We start from the raw sequence: 18,169 nt of genomic DNA, 5'->3' as shown, positions 1-18,169 counted from the left end.
CGATCCAGGGCGTGATGACGGCGGAGCAGCGGCGCGACGGACCCGACGGCAGGCGGGTGCGCAGGCGCGTCGGGGACGGGCCGGCCGAGCCCAGGCGGGAGACTGTCCCGGTGCCCGCCGAGCTGATCACCCGCGCGCTGCCCGACGAGCCGGGGCTCGACCTCGGCCTCTCGCACGCGCTGCTGCGGGCGGTCGCCAGCGGCGACCGGGGGCCGCTCGTGCGCCTGTACCGCCCCGGCCCGACGGCGGCCTTCGGGCGCCGCGATCGACTGCGGCCAGGGTTCCCGGCCGCCTGCGCGGTCGCGCGCGAGCTCGGCTTCACGCCGCTGCTGCGTGCGGCCGGCGGGCTGGCTGCGGTCTACGACGAGCGGTCGTTGATCGTCGAGCGCTTCAGCGTCGAACGCGACCACGAGATCGGCAACGGGATCCCCGAGCGGTTCGCGGCGATCGCGGACGTCGTCACCGGCGTCCTGCGCGAGCTCGGCCTCGACGCCCGCGTCGGCGAGATCCCGGGCGAGTACTGCCCCGGCGAGCACAGCGTCAACGTCGGCGGGCGGCTCAAGGTCGCCGGCGCCGCGCAGCGGCTGGTGCGGGGCGGCTCGATGGTCAGCCTGGTGCTGGTCGTCGACGGCGGGCCGCGGATCCGGGACGCGGTCGAGCAGATCTACGCCGCGCTCGAGCTGCCGCTCGATCCCTCGGTGACCGGGGCCCTGACCGACGTCGCGCCGACGCTGGAGATCGACCGCGTGGAGGCGGCCCTCCGCGCGGGGCTGGCCCCGGACGCCACCGTCGTCGAACCCGACGAGCCGCTGCTGGAGGCCGCGCGCGAGCTGACCGACTGGCATCTGGTCGCCGAGGACTGACCGCACCCACCCCTGCCGCCCGAAACGACGCGACGGCCAGTCGGACACGGACCGCCGCCCGGCCACCACAGGCGCGCGACAGCAGACCACCGGGCCACGGCCGACCGCCGATCTCGAACGGCCCGTCAGGCTCTAGGATTCCGAGTCCCGCCCCCGTAGCTCAGTGGATAGAGCATTGGTTTCCTAAACCATGTGCGCAAGTTCGATTCTTGCCGGGGGCGCTCGGAAGGCCTGCGAAATGCCATTTTCTGCGTATGCAAGTGCCTTTCCCCTGCGCGTCAGGCACTGCGGCCCGAACGTCAAGCTGACGTTCGATGACGGCCAGCCTGGCGCAGTTCATGCGCAGTCGGGCCAATCGCCCTCGCCGCTGCCGTCAGCCTGGCGTGCCCGGGCAATGCTAGGCGCCCTCCTCGCGGGAGGCTTGCGTGATCAGCGCGGCGGTCGCCTGGGGGCCGGCCCCGCTAAGCAAGAACGCCACCACCGGGCTGGGCACGGGAGCACCAGGATTATTGCCCTCAACAGCATGTCCGCAGCGAAGGAGAAGATCGCCAAGAGCTCGGCACTCAGGGGCGGACGGGCAGAACCGAAGGCTTGCGGCGCCTACGTCCAGCTCGAGGCAGCCCCTTGACCTGCGCCAATGTCCCGTCCGACCTGACGAGTCGGACCCCTTGAGTGGGACGTCGGAGCGTCGTCAAATAGCGGGCATCGACCCCTTGGCGAGCGGACGGATGTTGACGCACCGCTCGGCGGGAGTGCGGTATGTTCAGCGCCGGTATTTGCCGTGACCTGCACCGCCGGGGACCATTGGTCGCTCGGCTCATGAGAATGATCTTCTAGGGCCCGACGACGTCGGGCCCTAGTTTTTGCCCGGCGAATGGTCATGACGGGGTCGAATGAACGACTTGGGGCCCCGGAATCCCGGAGCCCCAAGTAGACCTTCGCTCATGAGCCGAACGCAACGTTTTGGTTGCTCCGACCGTGCCAGACGATCCTAGCATTCCGTCTTGCCCAACTGCTACACCCTGCGGGTGCCGGCGGCTCCCTACGACATCGCGTTCGAGCGAATCACGCAGCTCGCGATCGCGATGGCCGAAGCATCAGGTGCGCGCAATGAGGCGAGTACGCGCCTGCAGCTGATCGACCGGCTCCTCTTCGAATGCCTGGGCTGGAGCGCCGACGACGCTAGCGTCGAGCACCACCAGAACGGCCAGTACGCCGACTATGTCCTCGACCGACATTCACCCAGGATCGTCGTCGAAGCGAAGCGCGAAGGCGTCGCGTTCGAGCTGCCCGCTGGCATCGAGCGGATCACCAAGCTCAAGGCCCTCTACGGACTTGGCGGCGCGGTGGCCGCAACCCTCGGCCAGGTCGAAAACTACGCGCAGCAGCGTGGGGCCCCCTACGCCGCAATCTGCAACGGCCACCAGCTCATCGCCTTCATCGCCAGTCGGCAAGACGGCATCGCGCCGCGCGATGGCCACGCCCTCGTCTTCGGCACACCGCAGGAGATGGTCGCCGACTTCCCGAAGCTCTGGGAGGCCTTGAGCGTGCACAGCTCGACGAGTACGGGTCTGCGGCGGCTACTTAGCGGCAGCACCAACCCGGCTCCCCCGCCTCGTCTGGCGGAACGAATCAGCGACTACCCCGGCACGGTACCGCTGTCGCAGCGGCAGCTGATGTTGAGCACGCTCAGCGCGCTGTTTCGTCCGGACTACAAACGTGACACCGACGAGGAGGATCTCTTTCTCAGAGAGTGCTACAGCGAGGCGGGCGCCTATTCCAGGCTCTCGGTCTTCAACCGCGGTGTCCTTCGCGCTCGTGAGGGCACCGCGCTCGGCGAAGAACTCGGAGTCGGGTTGGAGCACGCCCGGACGAAGGACGGCCTGAATCCGGCGATCGCTGAGGAGGTTGCTGAGACCAGCGCCAGCAGAGAGCCCATCGTGATCCTCGGCCGGGTTGGGGTCGGCAAGACGATGTTCCTGAGACGCCTGCTGCGCGTGGACGCCAAGGAGCTTGCCGATGCTGCGATTCTCCTCTACGTCGACCTCGGCCGAAGCGCGACGCTCGGCGACCTCCGGTCGTTCATTGCGACGTCGTTCAAGGAACAGCTGCTCCTGCACTACGACGTCGATGTGGATGCATCGTCCTTCCTTCGAGCGACCTACCAGGCCGAGATCGTCCGCTTTGCGAAGGGCATTTACGGAAGACTCAAGGAGAGCAACGAGGCAGAGTTCGCGCTGCGCGAGATCAAGCATCTCGAGGAGCTCACGGAGAACACGGAGCAGCACTTGGGCCGATCGTTGGAGCATCTGGTCAAGCTCCGGCGCAAGCAAGTCATCATCGTGCTGGACAACGTCGACCAGCGCAGCGCAACAGACCAAGAACAGGCGTTCTTGATCGCCGAGACGATGGCGAAGAGCTGGCCCTGCACCGTCTTCGTCACGTTGCGCCCGGAGACCTTCTACGCATCTCAAGCCAGCGGTGTCCTGCGTGCCTACCAGCCGCGGGCCTTCACCGTTGAGCCGCCGAGGGTCGAGCGTGTCATCGTCCAGCGCCTGGCATTCGGCCGGAAGTTCATCACCGAGCAAGGCGCCCTCCCCCACTGGATCGGGTGGACCGCAGACTCGGACGACCTAGGTGAGTATCTCGATGTCCTGTTGAAGAGCTTCACTCGAAGCGATCCGCTTCAGCAGACCCTGATCAACTTGTCGGGCGGTAGCGCGCGACGTGCGCTTGAGCTCCTCACCACCTTCGTCGGCAGCCCGCACTCCGACGCGGAGGCGACGCTCGAGCGGTCCACGGACGGTTCCTACACGGTGCCGCACCACGTCTTTGTCCGGGCGATCCTGCTCGGAAGCGGTGCGTACTACAGTCCCGAGTTCTCTCGGATCCCGAACCTGTTTTCAATTTCGACGGGCGACACCCGCGAGCATTTTCTGCTGCCCTGCACGCTTGGTCTCCTGCAGCGAGCGGTTGAACGGGCAAAGGACGAGGGCTACGTCGAGATGAACGAGATCTCGACAGCTCTGCATGGCATCGGTTTCAACGCCGACCAGATCAGCTTCGCAGTCGACCGCGCCAAGAACGGCGAACTCGTCGAGCAGCTGCCCCCGAATGGAGACCCACGCGCTCTACGCCTCACTACCGCGGGTTCCTACCTCCGAACCCACCTGCCAAGTTCGTTCGAGTATCTGGATGCCGTCGTGGTGGACACCCCAGTCGCAGACCCCGACGTTCGCGGCGAGCTGCGCGTCGTCCGCTCCATCAGGCCGCGCATCGAGCGCGCCGAGATCTTCCTGAAGTACCTCAACAAGGCTTGGAGCCTCGCAGAGCTCGATGCCGTCGACCTCTTCGGCTGGCCAACCGCAGCCCAGGCCCTTCAGACGGAGCTCGACAGGATCAAGAGCCGGCTCTAGCGGACGAACATCGCGGAGATCCCGGTAGCCAGACGCCAGATCAACGTCGCGACCAGCGCTCCCGTCGGCAGCGTCACCGTAACGCCCGGCAGGCAATCGTCGAGGGCGCTCGAGAACGCCGTAGGTGGGCGTCTCCGCCCGCTCCTCCACGCGACGGCGGCGATCTCGGTCGTCGCGACCTGGCGGTCGGTAGCAAGCCGGTCGTCGGCAAAACGCACCGCCTAATTTTGCCCAGTCAGGAGGCTCGGTGGGGCGGGCCTCGCGTCATGTGCGACTCAGCCGTCTGCGCCAGATGGGGTCTCAGAACCCTGGTCTACTCAGGCGGGGTGACGACTGACCCGTTGGCGGTCCAGCCTCGGGAGTAGCCACCGTAGCGGTGAGACCAGGCCGTCAGGAAGGAGAACGTGGACGTACGGACAAACGCTACAACCGCCGGATCTGCGGTGAGGATGTTCGAGCAGTACTTCTCGAACACCTGGCTGTAGTGCCCTACGGTGCGCACGCCCCCGATGAACTCGGTTCCGAGTTTCAGGATGTCGCCGGCGCGATCAGCGCCAACCTCATGCTCGAGCAGCGGACGCAGCGACTCTGAACGCAAGAAGCGACGAGCCGTGTCGTCCAACGAGAACTTGCTCTCTTCGCCCTCTGCCTCTCCGATCACCGCGATCGCGATGAGGTAGAAATCTTCGCGAACGATCAACGTAGCGGACTCCACAACGAGCCAGTTTAGGAGGACGCGCGGACATCCAGCGGAAGCAAGCCCCGGCGGTACACGGCCGGGTGCGCCGTGCCGGACTCGGATAGCGCGGCCGCGAAAGTGGATGCGACCGTACGCGGGCCTGCCGACCAGCCTACAACGGCGAGCGGAGTGGACCGGGGCCGATGGGCGGGAAATGGGAGCATGTTCGCGAGCAGCCTTTCAGCAGGCGTGGCAGGCTTCGGCAATGCCGATCGATCCAGCGTGTCCGTACTGTGGTCACGCGACGGCTTGGGCGAATACGCCAGAGATGCTAATTGTGCCCGGGGGCGACCCGATCGAGCAGCCCTACCTCGGCCTGGCAGCAAACCGCTGCCCTACGTGCGAACAAGTGGTGATTTGGTTTGAAGAGGGCAAGTGGGGCCTCAGGGGCCAGGCGCTCGTCCGCGATCAAGCCTTGGTTCAAGGTCGGTGGATTCGACCAGCGCACCCTGTTCGGGCCCTTGACGAGCGCATTCCGGCAGACCTCCGGAAGGAACTCCAGGAAGCCGAGAGCGTTCTGCCCGTCAGCGCAAATGCAAGCGCCGCCCTGAGCCGACGGATCCTTCAGCGGCTACTTCGCGAAATGGCGGACATCAAGAAGCCAAATCTCGAACAGGAGATCGATGCATTTCTCGAAGAGCATCGACCCCCGAGCCATATCGCGGGACAACTGCACGATGTCCGAGGGATCGGCAACACCGCAACACATGGCGCCTACGACGACGCGGGCATGATCTTCGACGTCATGCCGGACGAGGCGACCTACACGCTTGAGGTGGTCCACAGCCTCGTTGACCACCTGATCATCGGACCGGCAAAGGCAGCCGAGGCACGAGAGCGATTCAACCAGCGCCGACGGGAAGCGGGCACTCGGGAGCTTCCCGAAGTGAAGCGCCCCGTCGACGAGGACGCCTAGAGCGTGGCGTAGTCCTCAGCACGGTCAGTTGCCTGGTCGGCGGCCCATTCGTCGACGGGTTCGTTCTTGTGGGCCAGCTTGTGGTCAGTTCGTCCGCTCCGCAAGCTCCGAGTTTGGCTTGAAACCGGTTGATCCGACCTCACGCGAGCTGGCCCGAGCACCGCGAACGCGTTCCTAAACCATGTGCGCAAGTTCGATTCTTGCCGGGGTCGCTGAGAAAGGCCTGCAAATAGGCGACTTCCGGCTGCCATCGGACCCGTCCGGCGCACATGGTTCGCGGAACCACTCAGGGGACCGAGACGCGCTCGCTTCGGAAGAAGTCCCTGCAAAGCAGCCTGCCGCTATTCGCCGCGGGCGCCTCGTTGGCTTCTTGTGGGCCAGGTGGCAATTCTCCTGGCAGTTCCGGGCCACGGACGATGTCGCTGGTGGAGTCAGTTCGCTTTAGGACCCGGGCGACGGGAAGCGATCCGTCCGGCCTCACGGAGCACCCGGAGGTCGCGCTCGATCGTCGGTACCGAGACAGCCAGCGCTCTTGCAAGGTCCACCACCCGCAGCGAAGGGCTCTCGGCGAGCAGAACGACGATGCGGTCACGCCGAGCTTCTCGGGAGTTCCCATCAGAGTTCCCATCACCGGCGCGAGTGTGATGGGAACTCTCTGATCCTGAGCCGCCGTCGCCTTGGTGCTGGGCGTGCAGCCGATGCTTTCGTCCGCGTCGTTCACCTTCGGGCTCGGCAAGGCCCGCGTCGCAAGAGGCCCGCCAGGTCGCGGGTGGCCAGCGCGCTGTCCACGCCTGTTGCCTGACGGTAGCTCTCGTTGGCCAGTTCGCCCCCTTGGTGCAGCGTGGCGGCCTCGCCGTAGGACGTCGCCGGGACGTCATGCCGCCCCGGCTGACCACCGACCGTCGAGCTCGGGATCGTCGGAGTGCAGGGCCACGGGGCCGCCACCGTCGTTCGAACCGGCGACGCAGAACGGCGCCAACCGCTCGAAGAACTCCGCCGGCGGCACGCCGGCCTCCGGCGCGAAGACCCCGCGCCGCTCGATCTTCCCGCTGACGAGGAGCGAGAGGACGACGGCCATCGGGATCCCCGTCATCGGCGCCATCCCTCCCGGGATGCCGCGCGTCAGGGTGGCAGCGACGGTCGCCGGCCGGCCCTCGCGCCGACCGATCGCCGTCGCGTGCAGCTCGGGCAAGAACCGTCGCCGCGTGATGGCGTCGCGAACCGTTCCGAATAGGTACCGCGGCAGCAGCGGGGAGATCCGATCGACTTCGAGCGCCGCGATCCGACGGGCGGACTCGCCGACGGTGCGACGTCCGGCGTCGATCGCGCGCGCCTCGGTGCGGAGAGCGGCGACGATCCCGGACGGGAGGTCCATGACGTTCACGGAATCGCGCAGGCCGGCGATCGTACGCGGCAGCGTCACGGGCTCGGGGTGGCCGACCGTCCGTACGGTCACGCGGCCGACGCCGGGGAAGTCGATCGCGATCGGCGCCAGCGGCGCGACATCGGCGGGCGCACCGTCGGCCCAGACGCGGATGTGCCCAGCACACTGCATCACCAGGTGCTCGAGCGCCGCGTCCTCCCCGTTGCCGGCAGCGTCATCGTCGTCACCGCCGGGCCCACCGCCCCACCCGGTCAGCAGGGTGTCGACCTCGTCGAGCGATCCCGCCGCGACGAGCGCCAGCATGTTCGTGATCCCGGGGCTCGCGCCCGCCCCGACGATCGCCGTCACGCCTGCGGCGGCCGCCTGCTCGTCACGCTCCAGCATCGCCAGGGTCGGCTGCCAATCGTCGCAGAGGTCCACGTAGTGGCAACCGCGCTCGATTGCCGCCGTCAGGACCGCATCGCCGAACCGGTAGTACGGCCCGATCGTCGACAGCACCACGTCGTGGCCGTCCAGGAGCGCCCGCAGCGCGACCGGGTCGCTGGCGTCGATCTCGACCCCGCGCGCATGCGGGTGTCGAGCCGCCACCTCGCGGGCGCGGCGTCCGTCGCGGTCGGCGACGGTGAGCTGCCCCCACGCGCCAAGCTGGCCAGCGGCCTCGAGCGCCGCGCGTCCCATCTCCCCGGCGCCCCCGAGCGCGAGGACCTTCATCGCCCCTCCCGACATACGTTCATTCTGCAAACGATCGTATCGGAAGCGAACGGATTGGCGGGCCTTCGACGTCCTTGGCCCCCGTCTTCGAGAGCCCTCGGTGGTGCTGCGCCACGCCACGGGTGCGCCGCTCGCCGGGGGCCCAACGCCGAGGTCGCGACGCGATCAACCGCGCTCGATCGGCTCATGGATAGAGGCCGCGCGCGAGGTGCGCATCGGCGACGCGCTGCACCCCGAGGCACAGCGCCGCGTCGCGCAGGCTCACGCCGAGACGCTCGCCGACGCTCCGGGGTGCGGTGTACCATCGCGATTGCCCGTTCGGCTTCACCCGATCGTGCGCTCCGCCGTCCCGACCAGCGGCAGCAACTCCGGCAGGATCACCTTGGCCATGTCCTCGCACTGCCTGCCCCGCACCAGCTTCCGCGACCAAGCTGCGGCCACGATCCGTGCGGGAATCGCGGCGGGCGAGTACGAGCCCGGCGAGCTCTACTCCGTCCACGAGCATCGCGAGATCCTCGACGCCCTCCAGGCCCGCCGCGCAGGCGACGTGGTCGAGCTGACGCGGGCGCATCTGGAGCACATACGCGGGATCTGGGCCGGGCGCCCGGAGACCGACTGATTCGCGTGCGGGGACCGCGTGCTGGCGGCGATCGTGGTGGGCTCTGGTCCGGGCGAGTGGATCGCCGGAGGCCGATGCGCGTCGCCGTCGTCGGTTCGGGCGTGCTCGGGGCGGCGGTGGCCGACGAGCTCTCCCGCCGCGGTGCCTCGGTCGTGGTCTGCACAGCGGAGGAGACGCAGGCGCCGGTGACGGACGCGGCGTTCGGCTGGCTCAATGCTCACGGGTCCGCCGCGGCCCCGTCCTCCGGCTCCCGGCGAGGAGACGACCTCGCCCTCGCCCTCGGCGTGCTGCGCCGGGCCACGGCCGCCCCGCCGCTCCACGGGCTGATCGCCTGGAACGGTGCCGTGAGCTGGGCGGGAGCGGCCGCGGAGACACGCCGGTTCGCCACACGAGCAAGCGACGAGGTTCAGGTGGTCGAGGCCGACGCTCTGTGCCGGCTCCTTCCCGGCCTGCGGAACGCACCGCCGATCGCCGCGTGCACCACCGACGAAGGCATGGTCGAGCCGGACGACCTGCGCCGGGCAATCCTCGCTCGCGCCTGCTCGGCCGGAGCGACCATCGCCAGCGTGCGAGTGGATCGCCTCCAGAAGCGACGTGCGGGCGGCTACGACGTTCAGGGCGACGGCTTCGCGCTGACCGTCGACCGGGTCGTGCTCGCGTGCGGGACGGCGATCCCCGAGCTCTCCTCGCGACTAGACGAGCGGGTAGAGGTGCGCGGCTCCCCCGCCGCGCGCTTCACCTTCTCGGCGCCCGGCCTGCGTCTCGACCGCGTGGTGTCCACGCCGTCGTTCGAGATCCGGCCCTCCACCCGGCACGGCTTCGTCGGTGCCGACGACGTCGTCCCGGGCGAGTCGGAGACGGCGACGCAAGCGCGGGTCCGCGCGTCGCTGGACGCGGTGAGGGAGACGTTCGGCCTGCCGTCGGCGCCGGAGCTCCGCTCGCTGACCATCGGCATGCGTCCGATCCCGTCCGGGGACGGCACACTCTGCGCACCGCTCTCGAGCGCCCCGGGCGTGATCGCCCTGGCCGCGCATCCGGGCCTGACGCTCGCGGCGTCGCTGGCGCAGCGCGCGGCGGACCTGCTCGTCGACCCGGCGAGACCCCTGGCTGATCGTTGACGCGGCGGGTGTGAACGGGGCGATCCGACCTCGCACGAGGTGGCGCGAGCCCGTGAAGGCGTTCCTCGACCATGTGCGCGGGTTCGATTCTTGCCGGGGGCGCCTGAAGGTCCCGTGGCGGAGCGGTGTGCGACGTCGCGCGGAGCAGCACCTCCTCACCGTTCTCGAGGCCAAGCGGCGATCAGCACCCCGGATGGGAACGGACCGCATGCGAGGATGGTCCCCTCATGTTCGGCCCCGCTCGTGACGAGGCTGCGCCGCTGGTCGGCCGCGTCCAGGAGCAGCGCCTCCTGACGTCGCTCCTGGACGGGGTCGGCGACCGCGGGCAGGCGCTCGTGCTCCGTGGCGAGCCGGGCATCGGCAAGTCCCGGATGCTGTCCGTCGCCGCACGGACAGCGCGCGACCGCGGGATGACGGTGCTCTCGGCCGTCGGCGTGCAGTCGGAAGCGCATCTGCCGTTCGCCGGACTGCACCAGATGCTCCGCCCGGTACGCCAGCGCGCGGCCGAGCTGCAGCCCGCCCAACGGGACGCGCTCGACGCCGCGTTCGGGCTGACGCACGAGCTGACCGCCCAGCACTACCGGATCGCGATGGCCTCGCTCGACCTGCTCTCCGACGTCGCCGGCGATGCCTCCCTGCTGCTGGTCGTGGACGACGCGCACTGGCTCGACCCGCCGACAGCGGAGGTGCTCGGGTTCGTCGCTCGTCGCATCGAGTCCGATCGGGTGCTGCTCCTGGCCGCGACGCGCGATGGCTATCCCTCGGCGCTCGTCGAGGCCGGACTGCCGGAGCACCGGCTCGTCGGCCTCGACGAGGCGACCGCCGCGGCCCTGCTGGACGCCGCCGCCCCGACCCTTCCGCTCACCGCCCGCAACCGCGTGCTGCGCGAGGCCGCCGGCAACCCGCTGGCGCTCCTCGAGCTGCCGGCCGTCCTCGACGAGCCCGACGAGCCTTCGGTGCCGGGCGGCCTCCCGCTGACCGAGCGCCTCGAGCGCGCGTTCGCCGCGCGCGTCTCCGATCTGCCCGACGCTACCCGCCTCGTGCTCCTGGTCGCCGCCCTCAGCGACGACGACGCGATCGGCGAGATCCTGCAGGCGGCCAGCGTCATCGCCGGCATGCCGCTCGATCTCGACGTCGCCGAGCCCGCCGCCGATGCCGGCATCGCCGACCTCGATCTGCAGACGCTGCGCTTCCGGCATTCGCTGATCCGCTCGGCGGTCGCGCAGCGCGCGGGCCCGGCGGAGCGGCGGCGCGTCCACGAGGCGCTGGCGGAGGTGCTGGAGGACCAGGACCGGCGTGCCTGGCACCGCGCGGCGCTGCTCACCGGCACGCACGAGGAGATCGCGGGCGAGCTCGAGGCCGCCGGCGCGCGGGCGCGGCGGCGGGGCGCGGGCGCCGTCGCGATCACCGCGATGCGCCGCGCCGCCGAGCTCGGTGCACCGGCACACCGCACGCGGCGCCTGCTCGCCGCCGCTGGGCTCGCCGTCGAACTCGGGCGCCCGGACGTCGTGGCGCCGCTGCTCCGGGAAGTCCGGCAGCTCGATCTCGGAGAGCTGGACCGCGCGCGAGCCACCTGGGTCGAGGAGACCGCGGTAACCCGCCCGCTCGGCGGCGCGGGGCGATTCATGTCGCTCGTCTCCGCCGCGGAACGGGCCGGCGCAGCGGGCGATCGCGATCTGCAGATCGATCTCCTCTGGCTGCTCGCCTCACGCGCGTGGTGGGTCGATCCGGGCCCGGAAGCGCGACAGCTCCTGATCGACGCCGCCGCTCGGCTCGGGGACGCGAGTGCCGACGATCCGCGCGTCTTCGCGGTCCACGCCTACGCCGATCCGATGGGCCACGCGACCGGGGTGCTCGAGCGCCTGCGCAGCGCGGCACGAGCCGAGCGCCCGGACACCGACGCCGCTCGCTTCCTCGGCCCCGCTGCGCTGGTCGTCGGTGCCTTCGACCTGGGCAACGACTTCCTGGCGGTCGCGATCGACGGGCTGCGCAGCGAGGGACGGCTCGGGCACCTGCCGCGACTGCTGGTGCTCCACTCGAACATGGCCGCCCGGCTCGGCGACTGGGACGTGGCGATTCCCGCCGCCGAGGAAGCACGGCGGCTCGCCGAGGAGCTCGGCGAACCGCAATGGATGGCGGCGGCCGACACGGTGATCGCGCTCGTCGCGGCGATGCGCGGGGACGACCAGAAGGCCGACCGGCTGGTCACCGACGCCGAGCTGATCGCCGAGCCGGTCGGCGCGAACATCACGATGGCGTTCGCACAGTTCGGGAGGGTCCTGGCGGCCCTCGCCACGGGCCGCCACGCCGACGCATACGCCTCCGCCGAGCGGGTCTTCGATCCGGCCGACGCGGCCCATCACCCGGTGATCTCCTCGTGGCTGATCGCGGACCTGGCCGACGCCGCGCGGCAGATCGACGAGCACGCCGCCGCCCGGGCACGGGTGGCACAGGTCGAGGCGATGGCCGGTGAGCGGCCCGGCACCTGGATCACGCTCAGTCTCCGCCACGCCCGGGCGCTGCTGGCGGCTCCGGCGGAGGCCGGCCAGCGGTTCGACGAGGCGCTCGCGACCGACCTCGCGCGCTGGCCCTTCCAGCGGGCCAGGATCCAACTCGCCTACGGTCAGTGGCTCCGCCGCGACCACCGTGTGGCCGATTCTCGTGCCGTCCTGCGCACGGCGCGCGATACCTTCGACGCGCTCGGGTGCACGCCATGGGGCGAGCAGGCACGGCGTGAGCTGCGGGCATCGGGCGAGCGCAGCCGCCGCCGACTTCCGGAGGCCCGCGATCAGCTCACCGCCCAGGAGCTGCAGATCGCGCAGCTGGCGGCGCAGGGGCTGTCGAACCGCGAGATCGGCCAGCGGCTGTTCCTGTCGCACCGCACCATCAGCACGCACCTCTACCGCGTGTTCCCGAAGCTCGGGATCACCTCCCGCGGTGGACTGGCTGCCGCGCTGGCGCCGGTCGCGGTCGGGGTCGACGCGCCCAACGACCGGTGACACGTGCGACGAACCTGGCCGGCGAACGTCGCCAACGGCTGAAGTGTCGTCGTTTGACGTACGCGGCCCGACGAGAGCGTGACCAGAGTCAGGGATGACCAAGGTCGCCCTCGTCCGGGGCGGCCAGCGAACGGAAAGGGTCATCCATGGCAAACCTGCAGAACGTGGTCCTGGTCCACGGCGGCTTCGTCGACGGCTCCGGCTGGCGAGGGGTCTACGACCTCCTGATGGCGGAGGGCTTCAAGGTGAGCGTCGTGCAGAACCAGACGCTCTCGCTGGAGAGCGACGTCGAGACGACACGCAACGTGCTGGACCTCCAGGACGGCCCGGCAATCCTCGTCGGACACTCCTACGGCGGCGTCGTGGTCACGGAGGCCGGGCAGCACGAACGGGTGGCTGGCCTGGTCTACGTCGCGGCGTTCGCGCCCGACGCTGGCGAGTCGGTCAACACCTTGATCGCGGACCCGCCGCCCGGCGCGCCCGTGCCGCCGATCCTGCCGCCGCAGGACGGGTTCCTGTTCCTGGACCGCGAGCGGTTCGCGGAGTCGTTCGCGGCGGATCTCCCGGGCGGGCAGGCGGCGTTCATGGCCGACTCGCAGGTCCCGTGGGGCGTCGAGGCGCTCAACGGCTCCGTCAGCGAGCCCGCCTGGCGCAGCAAGCCGAGCTGGTACCTCGTCGCGTCCGACGACCGGATGATCCCGCCGCCGGCCCAGCGAGCCATGTCCGAGCGGGCCGGCTCGACCGTCGTCGAGGCGTCCGGCAGCCACTCGATCTACGTCTCGCAGCCGCGGGCGACCGCCGAGCTGATCGCGCAGGCCGCCCGCGAGGCGGGCGGTGGGAGCACCGAGGGACGCGGGTAGCGGCCGCTCGCAGCGGGCGGGCGGGCGGACGGCGCCGCCCGCCCGCCCGCCCGCGAACAGGAACAGGTCTGGACCGGACACTCAGGGTGATCTAGCTTCTCGGCACCGGAACCACCGGGAACCACGAACGAGAAGGAAGCACCATGATCCATCCAATACGGACGGCCCTGATGACGGCCGCCAGCGTCAGCGCACTTCGGCGAGATCTGACCCTTGTTCATCACCTCCCGCGAAGCAGCGTTGCCCCTGGGCCCGACCGAAGCCCCCGACGCCTCTCCGAAACACAAACTACGACTGGACTGCACACATTGGGTGGGATAGGTTCTCGCCGCCGGATCCACGAGGGTCCATCTACGAGAAAGACACACCACCATGCTTCGCCCACGTACGACCCTGCTCGCATCCGCGATCCTCGGCGCGCTGACCCTGACCACCGCCACGAACGCCAGCGCCGTGACGATCACCGGCGGGGGAACATTCACCACCAACGCAGGAGCTTCGCGGACGGTGGCCGGGAGCCTCGCCGTCCGCTGCACCACGACGTCCACCACCACGACGATTCCCAGCGGGACCTACACGCCGCCGGTCCCGATCGGCACGGCGTCGCTGAACTTCTCCGGCTGCGCCTTCCAGTCCCCACCAACACCGGTGACCGTGACCTGCCAGCCGCTCGGCCCCGCGGTCGTCAACCTGGTCGGCCCTCCCAGCCTCCCGGCACCCGGGGTGATCCCATGGTCGGTGACGCAGGTTGATTGCACCATCGCCCTGACCAGCTTGCCCACCTGCCGACTCCGACTGACCGGCGAGACCCCAACGCTCTACTTCAACCCGGCGACCTTCCTCGGTGGCACGTTCGGTGCGTTCGAGTTCCAGACCTCGGGTCAGGCGTTTACGGTCACGAACACCTCGAGCCCGCCCTGCGGGCTCCCGAGCGGACCGCTGTCGGCCAACATCGGCAGCCCGGTCGGCTCCGGCACGGGGCTGGCCGATCTGCGGCACGAGCTGACCACGGTCGGGCCGACCATCACCTGACCCGCCCGTCGCGCTCTCGGCGGCGTGCTCGCTGGGAGCGTCGACGTTCGCCCGCAACGCCTGCGGGTGACTCGCAGGGCCGCGCCGAGCGCCCCGCGGGTGCCCGCCGCAGGTCGCCCTCCGCCTCGGCCCGCGCCGCAGGTGGGCGCGGACCGCGGCCCGGGAGGCCCGCAGGGATCCCACCCCGAACCGGACCCCAGCCTTCGCCCCGCGACCGGCCCCCGGCCCCCGTCGTTCCAGTCCAATTGGCCTGCACAGGCCCCGCGGACCGGTCCTACGATGGCCCGGCAGCAGCACTCCCCTCCCCCCGGAAGGCCAAATGTCCCCCGTCACGATCCGCGAGCTCCGTCCGACCGACCGCCCCGAGTGGGACCGGCTGTGGCAGGGGTACCTCGCGTTCTACCGCCAGCCGTTGAGCGCCGCAACCACCGAGCAGGCCTTCGCGAACCTGTGCGGCGAGCGTCACGGGCTCTTCGCCCTCGTCGCTGCCGACGGCGAGGAGGGCCCGCTCGTCGGCCTGTCGCACGCGGTGGTGCACGCCACGACGTGGGCACAGAAGCCGTCGTGCTACCTCGAGGACCTCTACGTCGACCCGGCCGGCAGGGGCCGCGACATCGGCCGCCTGCTGATCGAGGCGACGGGGACCGCCGGTACCGCCCGCGGTGCCGGGTTGCTGTACTGGCACACCCAGCAGTTCAACGGCCGGGCGCGGTCGCTCTACGACCGGGTCGGCGAGCTGCAGTCCTCGGTCCGCTACAACCGATCGCTGGCGTAGCCGACCCACGCAAATGGCCTGCTCGGAGCCGGCCACTACAGTGGGCCAATGCCCGACGGTCTCGGCGCCCGCCGCTCGCTGACGCTCGATCCGACACCGCTCCTACAAGCGTCACTGGCCGAGGCGAGCGGCCCCCGCTACGAGGCACTCGGCAAGGCATTGCATGAGGCGATCTCCTCGGGGGCGATCGGGGCCGGGGCCAAGCTCCCCGCCGAGCGGGACCTCGCGCGCAGGCTCGGGCTCAGCCGCGTCACCGTCTCGCGCTCGTACGACCTGTTGCGACAGTCGGGGTGGGCGCGGAGCCGGGTCGGGAGCGGCACGTTCGCCGTCCGGCCGGAGCCCGCCGGGCGCCGGGAGTGGATGCGCGACGTCGTCGACGGCGGTACGCCGTACCGGTCGCTGGCCGCCGAGGTCGTCAATCTCACGACCTCCCGGCCCCGTCCGTTCGCGGACGAGCTTCGCGCGGCGACGGAGCGCAGCGCGCCACGCGTCGCCGGCCTGGCCGAGCACCTCGAGTACGCCACGCAGGGGCTGCCCGCCCTGCGCGAGGCAATCGCCGCGCGCTTCACCGCGCGGGGCCTGCCCACCGACGCGCAGCAGATCCTCGTCACCACCGGTGCGCAGCAGGCGATCAACCTGATCGCCCGACTCCACGTCGACCCGGGCGCCCCGGCCCTGGTCGAGAGCCCGACCTACCTCGGCGCGATCGACGCCTTGCTCATGCGTCGCGCCGAGCTGGTGACGTTCGACCCGATCGACGATCCCGACCGGCTCGCGCACGTGATCGAGAGCCACCGACCGCGGCTGCTCTTCGCCATGACGACCTGCCACACCGTCACCGGCCGGGTCACGCCCGCCGCCCACCGCGAGGCCCTTGCGGCGCTGGCCGAGACCCATCAGCTGCCGATCGTCGACGACGACATCTTCGCCGGCCTGACCTTCGAGGACGAGCCCCAACGTCCCCTGGCCTCGTACGCCGAGGACGCCCCGATCTACACGATCGGCTCGCTCAGCAAGCTCGCCTGGAACGGCCTGCGGATCGGGTGGATCCGCTCACCGCCGGCGCTCCTCACGCGACTGGCCCGACTCAAGGGGACCGACGACCTGGGCACCTCGCTGATCGCGCAGGTCGTGGCCCACGAGCTCCTGACCGACGCCGACGCGCTCGCGGCATCACGACGGGCCGAGGCCCAACGAGCGATTACCGACGCCATCGGGCTCCTGCGCGCGGCGCTGCCCTCGTGGCGGATCGATCGCCCCGAGGGCGGCCGCTCGCTCTGGATCCAGCTTCCCGGGCCCGATGCCGACTCCGGGAGCTTCGTCCAGACGGCGCTCCTCCACGGCGTCCTGATCGCCGCCGGCGCGACGTTCTCCCCCGACCAGCGGCATCGCGACCGGCTGCGCCTGATGCCCGTGCAGCCCGAGGGGATCCTGGCCGAAGGCGTGCGCCGCCTGAGCATCGCCTGGGACGCACTGCGGCGGGGGCCCGTGGCCGAACCCCCGCCCGCCGTCGGCCAGCGACGTCGCGGCCCGCTCTAGGCCACGCAGTCCGCCAGCCGCAGCGCCGCCATCGCCGGCTCCGAGATCACCACCTCGTCACCGTCCCGGTGCGCCAGGCCCGCGACCTCGAGGGCGTCCAGCGCGTCGACCGTGGCGGCCATCTCCGTCCCCGGCCCCATCTCGCGGACCACGTCCGCAAGCGAGATCCGGCCCGGATGCTCGTCGGCCAGGACGAACAGGACAGCACCCTGCAACTGCCGGTCCAGTTCCTCCATCGACAGCGGCGAATTCATCACCTCATTCACGACATCCTCCTCGTATCGATCTTGATCGACCAGGTAGCCCCCGGATTGATCGACGATGATAGAGATCGGCGTACACGGATGGGGAATACGTGGCCGCGAACGCCCGCAGCGAGCGCCCGTCCAGGACAGATTGAAGAACGTTTTTGCTCGGATGCCGGGCACGGGCGCCGAGAACGGGCTACTCCAAGTGGAATAGTCCAATATGAGCATTGCCCTCTTACGAGCCGGTCGCTAGCCTGAATCATCGCTTGAACAACGCCGATTCCTATCGCATTCATCCGCTCATCTCATGCCCTTCCACGACGTCGTTTCCGGTGAGGCTGCCCTAGCCGACCGGGCCGCCCAGGCCCTCCCCCGCCCCAAGCTCCGGCTGCCGGACGGGTCGCTCGTCGAGGTCGGCGAGCACGCCCTGATCCGACTCGAGCAGCGGTTCGCGGCGGCAGCGGTCGGCGGCGACGAGGTCCTCGGACGGGTCCAGCTGCTGCTGAACGAGGTCGGCAGGATGGCGTCCGTCCAGCCCGGCTGGCTGCGCGGGGAGCAACGGCGTGGGTACCGCTACGCGTTCGTCGGCGAGGACTTCCTGCTGATCCTGCGCGGCCCCGCGGTCGTCACCGGGATCGCACGCGGCACGCTCTCGGACAACACCCGCAAGCGCCGCAACGAGGCCGCCGCCGCCCGCCGCAGCTGGCGATCGCGACCGCGTCGGCGCGAGGGCCGGCACCCGCACTGCGGCGACGACCACCGTGGCGACGACTGGTGGTAGGCCCGGCGGCATCCGGCTGCTGACCCGCCGGACCCCGCCCCGAGACCCCGAAGCGCCCCCGGCCACCCCGCCGCGAAGGTGCGCTCGGCTCGCGTCCCAGCGGACGATACGGCCCGCCCGGACGACGACCGACCCACTGGCGCACGCGGTGTTTCGTAAGAAACGTCAC

At 70.4% G+C, this 18,169-nt stretch carries 16 protein-coding genes and 1 tRNA gene; 12 read left to right on the top strand and 5 right to left on the bottom strand.

From position 1 onward, the window contains the following. Nucleotides 1-110: 110 nt before the first annotated feature. The 3 genes from ACVUH9_RS18395 (at nucleotide 111) to ACVUH9_RS18385 (ending at nucleotide 4,279) form a co-directional block, all read left to right on the top strand. Nucleotides 111-863 carry a lipoate--protein ligase family protein gene (locus ACVUH9_RS18395; RefSeq protein WP_475759545.1) on the top strand — a complete coding sequence of 251 codons (753 nt, stop codon included), beginning with the start codon at nucleotides 111-113 and terminating at the stop codon, nucleotides 861-863. Between the two features lie 149 nt (nucleotides 864-1,012). Further along, nucleotides 1,013-1,084, top strand: a tRNA-Arg gene (locus tag ACVUH9_RS18390). A 783-nt stretch (nucleotides 1,085-1,867) separates the two neighbouring features. Beyond that, on the top strand, nucleotides 1,868-4,279 hold the full coding sequence (locus ACVUH9_RS18385) for an AAA family ATPase (protein WP_475759543.1): 2,412 nt from the start codon (nucleotides 1,868-1,870) through the stop codon (nucleotides 4,277-4,279). Here ACVUH9_RS18385 and ACVUH9_RS18380 read toward each other — a convergent pair. Both ACVUH9_RS18380 and ACVUH9_RS18375 read right to left on the bottom strand, forming a co-directional pair. Continuing rightward, the gene (locus ACVUH9_RS18380; protein WP_475759541.1) at nucleotides 4,276-4,497 is read right to left on the bottom strand and encodes a hypothetical protein; all 222 of its coding nucleotides are present in this window, start codon (nucleotides 4,495-4,497) and stop codon (nucleotides 4,276-4,278) included. The genes ACVUH9_RS18385 and ACVUH9_RS18380 overlap by 4 nt on opposite strands. A 95-nt stretch (nucleotides 4,498-4,592) precedes the next feature. Continuing rightward, nucleotides 4,593-4,994 carry a hypothetical protein gene (locus ACVUH9_RS18375; RefSeq protein ID WP_475759539.1) on the bottom strand — a complete coding sequence of 134 codons (402 nt, stop codon included), beginning with the start codon at nucleotides 4,992-4,994 and terminating at the stop codon, nucleotides 4,593-4,595. A gap of 229 nt (nucleotides 4,995-5,223) precedes the next feature. On the opposite strand from ACVUH9_RS18375, the gene ACVUH9_RS18370 reads away from it, so the two are divergent. Further along, nucleotides 5,224-5,934 (top strand): DUF4145 domain-containing protein, encoded by a 711-nt coding sequence (locus tag ACVUH9_RS18370; protein ID WP_475759536.1) that lies wholly within the window; start codon nucleotides 5,224-5,226, stop codon nucleotides 5,932-5,934. 431 nt (nucleotides 5,935-6,365) lie between these two features. Here ACVUH9_RS18370 and ACVUH9_RS18365 read toward each other — a convergent pair whose 3' ends face one another. Both ACVUH9_RS18365 and ACVUH9_RS18360 read right to left on the bottom strand, forming a co-directional pair. Then, a complete protein-coding gene (locus tag ACVUH9_RS18365) occupies nucleotides 6,366-6,812 on the bottom strand; it encodes an ArsR family transcriptional regulator (RefSeq protein WP_475759534.1) in 447 nt (148 codons plus the stop codon). Then, complete coding sequence (locus ACVUH9_RS18360) at nucleotides 6,809-8,044, bottom strand: saccharopine dehydrogenase family protein (RefSeq protein WP_475759532.1); 1,236 nt, start codon at nucleotides 8,042-8,044, stop codon at nucleotides 6,809-6,811. Before ACVUH9_RS18360 ends, ACVUH9_RS18365 begins: the two co-directional genes overlap by 4 nt. Before the next feature lie 373 nt (nucleotides 8,045-8,417). Here ACVUH9_RS18360 and ACVUH9_RS18355 point away from each other — a divergent pair, with 373 nt between their 5' ends. The 7 genes from ACVUH9_RS18355 to ACVUH9_RS18325 all read left to right on the top strand — a co-directional run bounded on the left by ACVUH9_RS18355 (nucleotide 8,418) and on the right by ACVUH9_RS18325 (nucleotide 16,971). After that, nucleotides 8,418-8,648: a hypothetical protein gene (locus tag ACVUH9_RS18355; protein ID WP_475759530.1), complete on the top strand. Its 231-nt coding sequence runs from the start codon at nucleotides 8,418-8,420 to the stop codon at nucleotides 8,646-8,648. A 74-nt stretch (nucleotides 8,649-8,722) separates the two neighbouring features. Then, nucleotides 8,723-9,766, top strand: a complete 1,044-nt coding sequence (locus ACVUH9_RS18350; protein ID WP_475759528.1) for an NAD(P)/FAD-dependent oxidoreductase — start codon at nucleotides 8,723-8,725, stop codon at nucleotides 9,764-9,766. A gap of 227 nt (nucleotides 9,767-9,993) precedes the next feature. Further along, nucleotides 9,994-12,765, top strand: coding sequence for an ATP-binding protein (locus ACVUH9_RS18345; RefSeq protein ID WP_475759526.1), 2,772 nt, complete (start codon nucleotides 9,994-9,996; stop codon nucleotides 12,763-12,765). A 146-nt stretch (nucleotides 12,766-12,911) separates the two neighbouring features. Beyond that, nucleotides 12,912-13,625, top strand: coding sequence for an alpha/beta fold hydrolase (locus ACVUH9_RS18340; protein WP_475759524.1), 714 nt, complete (start codon nucleotides 12,912-12,914; stop codon nucleotides 13,623-13,625). Between the two features lie 372 nt (nucleotides 13,626-13,997). Next, nucleotides 13,998-14,657 (top strand): hypothetical protein, encoded by a 660-nt coding sequence (locus ACVUH9_RS18335; RefSeq protein WP_475759521.1) that lies wholly within the window; start codon nucleotides 13,998-14,000, stop codon nucleotides 14,655-14,657. 319 nt (nucleotides 14,658-14,976) lie between these two features. Further along, nucleotides 14,977-15,432, top strand: coding sequence for an N-acetyltransferase family protein (locus ACVUH9_RS18330; protein ID WP_475759519.1), 456 nt, complete (start codon nucleotides 14,977-14,979; stop codon nucleotides 15,430-15,432). A 48-nt stretch (nucleotides 15,433-15,480) separates the two neighbouring features. Next, nucleotides 15,481-16,971: an aminotransferase-like domain-containing protein gene (locus ACVUH9_RS18325; protein ID WP_475759517.1), complete on the top strand. Its 1,491-nt coding sequence runs from the start codon at nucleotides 15,481-15,483 to the stop codon at nucleotides 16,969-16,971. On the opposite strand, the gene ACVUH9_RS18320 is transcribed toward ACVUH9_RS18325, so the two are convergent. Beyond that, entirely contained in the window at nucleotides 16,968-17,399 is a 432-nt protein-coding gene (locus tag ACVUH9_RS18320; RefSeq protein ID WP_475759515.1) for a hypothetical protein, read from the bottom strand. The two genes, ACVUH9_RS18325 and ACVUH9_RS18320, sit on opposite strands and share 4 nt — an antisense overlap. A gap of 127 nt (nucleotides 17,400-17,526) precedes the next feature. On the opposite strand from ACVUH9_RS18320, the gene ACVUH9_RS18315 reads away from it, so the two are divergent. After that, nucleotides 17,527-18,000: a hypothetical protein gene (locus tag ACVUH9_RS18315; RefSeq protein ID WP_475759514.1), complete on the top strand. Its 474-nt coding sequence runs from the start codon at nucleotides 17,527-17,529 to the stop codon at nucleotides 17,998-18,000. The last annotated feature ends 169 nt before the right edge of the window (nucleotides 18,001-18,169 follow it).

The sequence above is a fragment of the Patulibacter ginsengiterrae genome, from assembly GCF_056269115.1.
The sequence above is the reverse complement of the archived record's forward strand: the minus strand, read 5'-3'. Positions and strand labels throughout refer to the sequence as shown.

Coding starts and splice junctions, on each gene's coding strand:
- ACVUH9_RS18325 (WP_475759517.1), top strand. CDS start 15,481: ATGCCCGACGGTCTCGGCGCCCGCCGCTCGCTGACGCTCGATCCGACA.
- ACVUH9_RS18360 (WP_475759532.1), bottom strand. CDS start 8,044: ATGTCGGGAGGGGCGATGAAGGTCCTCGCGCTCGGGGGCGCCGGGGAG.
- ACVUH9_RS18335 (WP_475759521.1), top strand. CDS start 13,998: ATGCTTCGCCCACGTACGACCCTGCTCGCATCCGCGATCCTCGGCGCG.
- ACVUH9_RS18340 (WP_475759524.1), top strand. CDS start 12,912: ATGGCAAACCTGCAGAACGTGGTCCTGGTCCACGGCGGCTTCGTCGAC.
- ACVUH9_RS18365 (WP_475759534.1), bottom strand. CDS start 6,812: ATGACGTCCCGGCGACGTCCTACGGCGAGGCCGCCACGCTGCACCAAG.
- ACVUH9_RS18355 (WP_475759530.1), top strand. CDS start 8,418: ATGTCCTCGCACTGCCTGCCCCGCACCAGCTTCCGCGACCAAGCTGCG.
- ACVUH9_RS18330 (WP_475759519.1), top strand. CDS start 14,977: ATGTCCCCCGTCACGATCCGCGAGCTCCGTCCGACCGACCGCCCCGAG.
- ACVUH9_RS18370 (WP_475759536.1), top strand. CDS start 5,224: ATGCCGATCGATCCAGCGTGTCCGTACTGTGGTCACGCGACGGCTTGG.
- ACVUH9_RS18350 (WP_475759528.1), top strand. CDS start 8,723: ATGCGCGTCGCCGTCGTCGGTTCGGGCGTGCTCGGGGCGGCGGTGGCC.
- ACVUH9_RS18345 (WP_475759526.1), top strand. CDS start 9,994: ATGTTCGGCCCCGCTCGTGACGAGGCTGCGCCGCTGGTCGGCCGCGTC.
- ACVUH9_RS18315 (WP_475759514.1), top strand. CDS start 17,527: ATGCCCTTCCACGACGTCGTTTCCGGTGAGGCTGCCCTAGCCGACCGG.